General features: G+C 61.0%; 9 protein-coding genes. 3 read left to right on the top strand and 6 right to left on the bottom strand.

All coding sequences use genetic code 11. The features are described from left to right. Nucleotides 1-257: 257 nt before the first annotated feature. The 5 genes from AO692_RS10950 to AO692_RS10930 form a co-directional block, all read right to left on the bottom strand. Entirely contained in the window at nucleotides 258-698 is a 441-nt protein-coding gene (locus tag AO692_RS10950; RefSeq protein ID WP_054310104.1) for a DUF3995 domain-containing protein, read from the bottom strand. Nucleotides 699-739: 41 nt separating this feature from the next. Continuing rightward, nucleotides 740-1,342 carry a glutathione S-transferase family protein gene (locus AO692_RS10945; RefSeq protein WP_054310103.1) on the bottom strand — a complete coding sequence of 201 codons (603 nt, stop codon included), beginning with the start codon at nucleotides 1,340-1,342 and terminating at the stop codon, nucleotides 740-742. Between the two features lie 61 nt (nucleotides 1,343-1,403). After that, nucleotides 1,404-1,997, bottom strand: coding sequence for a hypothetical protein (locus AO692_RS10940; protein ID WP_054310102.1), 594 nt, complete (start codon nucleotides 1,995-1,997; stop codon nucleotides 1,404-1,406). A 38-nt stretch (nucleotides 1,998-2,035) separates the two neighbouring features. Next, on the bottom strand, nucleotides 2,036-2,392 hold the full coding sequence (locus AO692_RS10935) for a GFA family protein (protein WP_054310101.1): 357 nt from the start codon (nucleotides 2,390-2,392) through the stop codon (nucleotides 2,036-2,038). Nucleotides 2,393-2,525: 133 nt separating this feature from the next. Next, complete coding sequence (locus tag AO692_RS10930) at nucleotides 2,526-2,783, bottom strand: DUF1272 domain-containing protein (RefSeq protein WP_054310100.1); 258 nt, start codon at nucleotides 2,781-2,783, stop codon at nucleotides 2,526-2,528. Nucleotides 2,784-3,050: 267 nt separating this feature from the next. On the opposite strand from AO692_RS10930, the gene AO692_RS10925 reads away from it, so the two are divergent. The 3 genes from AO692_RS10925 to AO692_RS10915 all read left to right on the top strand — a co-directional run bounded on the left by AO692_RS10925 (nucleotide 3,051) and on the right by AO692_RS10915 (nucleotide 5,418). Beyond that, nucleotides 3,051-3,305 carry an acyl carrier protein gene (locus tag AO692_RS10925; protein ID WP_054310099.1) on the top strand — a complete coding sequence of 85 codons (255 nt, stop codon included), beginning with the start codon at nucleotides 3,051-3,053 and terminating at the stop codon, nucleotides 3,303-3,305. 10 nt (nucleotides 3,306-3,315) lie between these two features. Then, complete coding sequence (locus AO692_RS10920; RefSeq protein WP_054310098.1) at nucleotides 3,316-4,524, top strand: beta-ketoacyl-[acyl-carrier-protein] synthase family protein; 1,209 nt, start codon at nucleotides 3,316-3,318, stop codon at nucleotides 4,522-4,524. A gap of 189 nt (nucleotides 4,525-4,713) precedes the next feature. Beyond that, the gene (locus AO692_RS10915) at nucleotides 4,714-5,418 is read left to right on the top strand and encodes a glutathione S-transferase N-terminal domain-containing protein (RefSeq protein ID WP_054310097.1); all 705 of its coding nucleotides are present in this window, start codon (nucleotides 4,714-4,716) and stop codon (nucleotides 5,416-5,418) included. A gap of 6 nt (nucleotides 5,419-5,424) precedes the next feature. Here the strand turns inward: AO692_RS10915 and AO692_RS10910 are convergent, their stop codons facing one another. Beyond that, nucleotides 5,425-6,042, bottom strand: coding sequence for a nucleoside triphosphate hydrolase (locus AO692_RS10910; protein WP_054310096.1), 618 nt, complete (start codon nucleotides 6,040-6,042; stop codon nucleotides 5,425-5,427). Between the last annotated feature and the right edge of the window lie 25 nt (nucleotides 6,043-6,067).

Raw genomic sequence — 6,067 nt, 5'->3', positions numbered from 1 at the left:
CGCATCGTGCTTTCCGAAAATCGATCCCGATTTTCGGGCCGATGCGTTAGAGCGCCGCGCGTCCCTTCGGACGCGCAAAGGACGCTCTAACACTTTTGAGCTGCGCATCGTGCTTTCCGAAAATCGATCCCGATTTTCGGGCCGATGCGTTAGAGCGCCGCGCGTCCCTTCGGACGCGCAAAGGACGCTCTAACACTTTTGAGCTGCGCATCGTGCTTTCCGAAAATCGATCCCGATTTTCGGGCCGATGCGTTGGATCAGGTCGGGAATTGCGAGATGCCGAGGATCGCGAACCCTGCACCGACCAGCAGGCAGAGCGGCGAATACAAGCTCCGGTCGAGCCGCGCGAAAGGCTGCTCCGGGGTCTGGCGTCGCCACCAGGACGTGAAGCCAAGCACACCTCGACCAAGGAAAACAAAAGCGATCATCACCGATGTGGCGGCCAGGCCCTGCTGTGGGAACGGCGTCGCGAAAACGCCCATCAACGCCAGCGGCCACAAGGTCGCCAGCACCAGGCAGGCGGCAACGGCGAAACAGGCAAACGTCGAAGGCATCTCGCTGACACCGCGCGTTCCGACGACGGCGCGAGCGCAGGAAGCCGCATCATGACCAGGCCAGATGCCACCGATGCCCCAATAGACATGCAGGGCGGTGATGAGGAGCAGAATTGCGGAAAGCGCGAAGGCGAGGATGATCATATACAGGCTGCTCGGATTGGGCAGTTGACGGAATTGAGCGGTTATTGAAAGCCGCACGCGGCTTGCGATCGCGTGCGTGCAGGTCGCTCCAGAACGCGATCCATGTAGGCGTTGACGCTGTCGGACGCGATCGGGAATTTGCCGGCGCGCGCCCAGGCGCCCATATCGCCCAGCAGAACATCGATGGCGGAAAAGCGATCGCCCAGCGCATACTGTTTTTCGCCCAGGCGACGGTCCAGCGCCTTCACCTCGGAAGCAAAGTCGTAGGCCGCCGCGGGACCGACATCGACGCGCATGTCGCTTGGCAGAATGAAGCGGTGACGCAGCTTGTTCCACAGCGGCGCTTCAAACTCGGACTGCGCGAAATGCATCCAGGAATCCATTTCCGCCCGCCCGGTCAGCCCGGTATTGGCGCCCATGCCTTTGTCCGCGTGCTTGTCGGCCAGATAGATGCAGATCGCTGCCGAATCGGTGAGGGTGAAGTCATCGTCGATCAGGATCGGCACCTTGCCGGAGGGATTCAGCGCATAGGCTTCGGGCGAGCGCAGCTTCACTGGAACGAATTCATAGGGCTCGCCCAGTTCTTCCAGCATCCACACCACGCGGGACACCCGCGACCCGCGTGATCCGACAGCCTTGTACATGCCGCGCCTCCTTCCAAACGTTGCCGAGTCTAGATCATCACCGGCATTCGCCCAAGCAACCTCAAACGATCGTGTCGAAGAGCCGCAGGATCCACCACGCCTGATAGACCAGAGTGAAGACGACGAAGGCGAGGTGGAAGCGCCGGTTTGTCGTATACATGGCAATGCCACACAGGATGACGAACAGCGGCGTGCGGATCAGATATTCGTGACCGAAACGCGCGAAATGCGCCTCGCCCTTCAGCAAGGTGTCGACGACGTCGAGCAGGTAGGTCGCGGCCAGCAGGCCGAAAAACCAGCTGCGGCGAGAGAAGAAATAGTCCTCGTAGCTTCGGTAATCCTGCATAGAATCGGGGAACAGGAAGGCGCACAACAGATAGAGTGTCACCGCATAGCCGATGATGAAAAGGTACTTGCCGAAGGTCCAGTGGACGATCTGGTAGAGGCCGAATTCCCACCACCAAAAATGCACCAGCATCAAAAGCAGCGAGGCCACCCAAGCCAGATGCACCGGATAGAGCTTATAGGCCTTGGGGTGCTGGACGATGCGGGCGACACCTGAAAGCAGGCGCGTGACGCCAAGGCCGATCACCATGCCCATGACGATGCGCAGATGCGGAAAAATGTCATGCGCTTGGGATAGAGGCTGCTCCATCGAGGCTCACCGTCTCTTAGCTGCGATTCCGTTGCCGGCTAGCGGCTGCGCCCATCGAACTTCTGCGGCGTCAGCGCATCGGGCTCGACGCCTTCCAGGCAGCGTGCGTTGATGGCAATCGACGCCGTGCCATCCGGCTTGGTTCCGCGGGCGAAGGATTCGATGCCGCAGACCCGGCAGAACAGATGATGGATGACATGCTTGTTGAACAGATAGTCGGTCAGCACGTCTTCGCCCGAAAAGAGCGTGAAGTTCTCTGCTGGAGCGAAGGTCAGGATACTGCCCAGCCTGCCGCATCGCGAGCAGTTGCAGGATACGGTGTGATCGAGATCGACCGTTGCCTCGTATTTCACCGCACCACAATGGCAGCTGCCGTGATATTTCTTCATCGCCATGTGAAATCCTTCGCGTTATCTGCTTTTGTCACTAGAGCGTTTTCGTTTTTCACGGAAAGGCAGAACCGCTCTAACCCTTTGTTTTTACGCAATTCCGGACGGAAAACCATTACACACTTTTCCTGGAATTGCTCTAGGCTGCATCAGCGCGCGGTGCGCAGCCCTCGGCCTTGAACACACGCTTGGTCGAAGCCGGATATTTATGCAGCAGTGCTGACGGACGGATCGGGCGTGGCGAGAAATTGCCGCCGCAGTTCGGACAAATGCCCTTCAGCACGGTTTCGACACAGTCCGCGCAAAAGGTGCATTCGAAGGTGCAGATCATGGCGTCGGCGGCGTCCGGCGGCAAATTCCTGTCGCAGCATTCGCATCCGGGGCGCAATTCGAGCATTTCGTTCTCCCAATCGTCGGATTTCAACGGCCCAAGCCAGCTTTTGACATTTGTCGAGGAAAGTTAGCGGTCGCGCAAGTTAAGTATGGAGCGGCTTTGTCCATATCGGTTGTTGCCTCACCCGGTTTCGGTTTCTATAGAGGAGGCAGCCTTGATGCCGCCACAACAGGCGGCTCTACGCGACGATGCTTCTGTCGGGAGCAATGAGAACAGGGGCGTCGAGGCGCCCTCCAGGCACGAAATGCGGATTTGGGGGAAGGACTTCGAATGGCTGACGAATTGGCAAATGAGATCATCGCCAAGATCAAGGCTCATGCCGAGCCCGGCGGCGAAGAGATCACGACCAATACCGAGCTGACGGCGCTCGGCATCCATTCGCTGGAGCTCACCGAAATCATCTTCGATCTCGAGGAAGCCTATGGCATCGAAATCGAAATGAATACGGTCGATGCCTGGAGCAATCTCAAGAATGTCGGTGACATGGTCGAGGCCGTTCGCGCGCTGATCGCGAAGAAAGCCTGACCGAGGCCTTATGCGCACACGTGTCGTTATCACCGGCATTGGCGGCATCTGCGGGCTTGGCACCGACGCCGCCGCCATATGGAGCGAGATGAAGGCAGGCCGTCCGGCGATCGGACAGGTTGTCAGCGCCGATCTGCATCAACTCAAAGTCCAGGTCGGCAGTGAGATCAAGACGCTGCCGGAACATGGCCTGGAGCGCAAGCGGCTGGTCACCCTCGACCGCTTCAGCCTTCTCGCCATCATCGCCGCCACGGAAGCCATGCAGCAGTCAGGCCTCACCGTGGGCGCCGAAAACACCTATCGCATCGGCGCAACCGTCGGCGTCGGCGTCTGTGGCTGGGAAACTGTCGAGGAAAATTACCGAGCGCTGCTGCTGAATGGCAGAAGCAGAGCCGATATCTTTTCCGTGCCCAAGGTCATGCCAGGTGCGGCAGCTGGCCAGATCAGCATGCAATTCGGCCTGCGCGGCCCGGTCTTCGGTGTCACCTCGGCCTGCGCTTCCGCCAACCATGCTATTGCCTCGGCCGTTGATCAGATCCGGCTCGGCAGGGCGGACGTCATGCTGGCTGGAGGCTCGGATGCCCCGCTGGTGTGGGGCATCATGAAGGCCTGGGAGGCCTTGCGAGTCCTTTCCCCCGATACCTGCCGCCCGTTCTCCGCTGATCGGCAGGGGCTGGTGATGGGCGAAGGCGCCGGCATGGCCGTGCTGGAAAGCTACGAACACGCCATGGCGCGCGGCGCCACCATCCTCGGCGAGATCGCCGGCGTCGGTATTTCGGCGGATGCGTCGGATATCGTCGCGCCAACCGTCGAGGGGCCTGAAGCGGCGATGCGTTTCTGTCTCGCCGATGCCGGGTTCAACCCGGAGGATGTCGACTATCTCAACGCGCACGGTACCGGCACCAAGGCCAATGATCAGATCGAGACCGCCGCAATCAAGCGCGCTTTCGGCGATCATGCCTACAAACTCTCGGTCTCCTCGACCAAGTCCATGCACGGCCATGCGCTGGGCGCGTCCGGCGCGCTGGAGATGATCGCCTGTGTCATGGCCATCCGCGACGGCATCGTGCCGCCGACGGCCAACTACCGTGAGCCGGATCCGGATTGCGACCTCGACGTCACGCCGAATGTCGCACGCGAGCGCCCTGTTCGCACCGCTCTCAGCAATGCCTTCGCCTTCGGCGGCACCAACGCAGTGCTTGCGTTCAAGGCGGTGTGATCCTGGAGCGTCCGTTCTCCACGGAAACGGGGAGACGCTCCAGCTCCTTGTCTCTATACGATTCCGAACGCAAGACCGCTGCGCGCCTTTGCTGAATTGCCTTGGCACCCCTTGAATGCGGCATCAGCGGGTCTAAGTCTTGCAAACCCACCCAGGCGGGCGTTCGCGCCGCCCTTTCCCGAGGCAACAATGACCGATCTTTCCGCTTTCCCGATCAATTCGCGCTGGCCGGCGCAGCACCCGGACCGCCTGCAGCTCTATTCGACGGCTACGCCGAACGGCGTGAAAGTGTCGATCATGCTGGAAGAGATCGGCCTGCCTTACGAACCGCACTACGTGAACATCGGCCAGGACGAGACCTGGACGCCCGAGTTCCTGTCGCTCAACCCGAACGGCAAGATCCCTTCCATCATCGATCCTAACGGACCGGGCGGCAAACCGCTGCCGCTGTTCGAATCGGGCGCCATCCTGCTTTATCTCGCCGAAAAGACCGGCAAGTTGCTGCCTGAGGATCCTGCACTGCGCTACGAGACCATCCAGTGGGTGTTCTTCCAGATGGCGTCGATCGGCCCAATGTTCGGCCAGCTCGGCTTCTTCCACAAATTCGCCGGCCGCGAGATTGCCGACAAGCGCCCGCTCGAGCGCTACCGTGGCGAATCACGCCGCCTGCTCGGGGTGCTCGAAAAGCGCCTCGAAGGACGCAAGTGGATCATGGGCGACGACTACACCATTGCCGATGTTTCCACGCTGGGCTGGGTACGCAACCTCGTCGGTTTCTATGAAGCCGGCGAGTTGGTCGGCTTTGCCGATTTCGGCAATGTCGCCGCCTGGCTGGAGCGCGGCCTCGCACGACCGGCCGTACAGCGTGGCCTTGCCATCCCCGCCAAGCCCTGACGCCCGTCAATCCTGCTGGATGACCAGGTCCGCCGATCGACGGCGGGCCAGAACGCGCTCGATGTTGGGCATGTCGTTGGACGCGATCCAGGCGATCGCGTCCTCGTCTGTGCGGCCATGTTCGTGCCAGCGTTGGCGCAGCCGGCGCTCAAGCTCGCCGCGGGTCACCTCCACGAAGATGGTGAAATCGAACAGCGGCGCCAGCCGTGACCACGGCTCTTCGTCCAGCAGCAGGTAATTGCCTTCCACCAGGATGAAACGGGTGTCGCCGCCAACGATCCCCGCTGCCGCCCGTGACAGTTCGATGTTGCGGTCGAAGACCGGAATGGCGATATCGGGCTCACCGGCGCGGATACGCTTGAGCAGCACTTCGAAGCCGGCGAAATCGAAGGTTTCTGGCGCGCCCTTACGGGCACGCAGGCCGCGTTTATCGAGAATCACATCGTCGTAGTGGAACCCGTCCATCGGCACCACTTCCGCCGCGCCATCCGGCAACACGTCATGAAGAGCCGCTGAAAGCGTCGACTTGCCTGAGCCGGGCGGACCGGCGATGGCCACGACAAAGCGTTTCGCCTTGGCCGCGCGTTTGAAGATCGTGGCGGCAATGGTGGCAATCTCGGACATGCGGCGCTCCGTTGTCTGCCATTTC

This window comes from Mesorhizobium sp. 1M-11 (assembly GCF_001303895.1).
Classification (GTDB): Bacteria; Pseudomonadota; Alphaproteobacteria; order Rhizobiales; family Rhizobiaceae; genus Mesorhizobium.
This window is presented reverse-complemented; position numbering and strand designations above follow the sequence as displayed.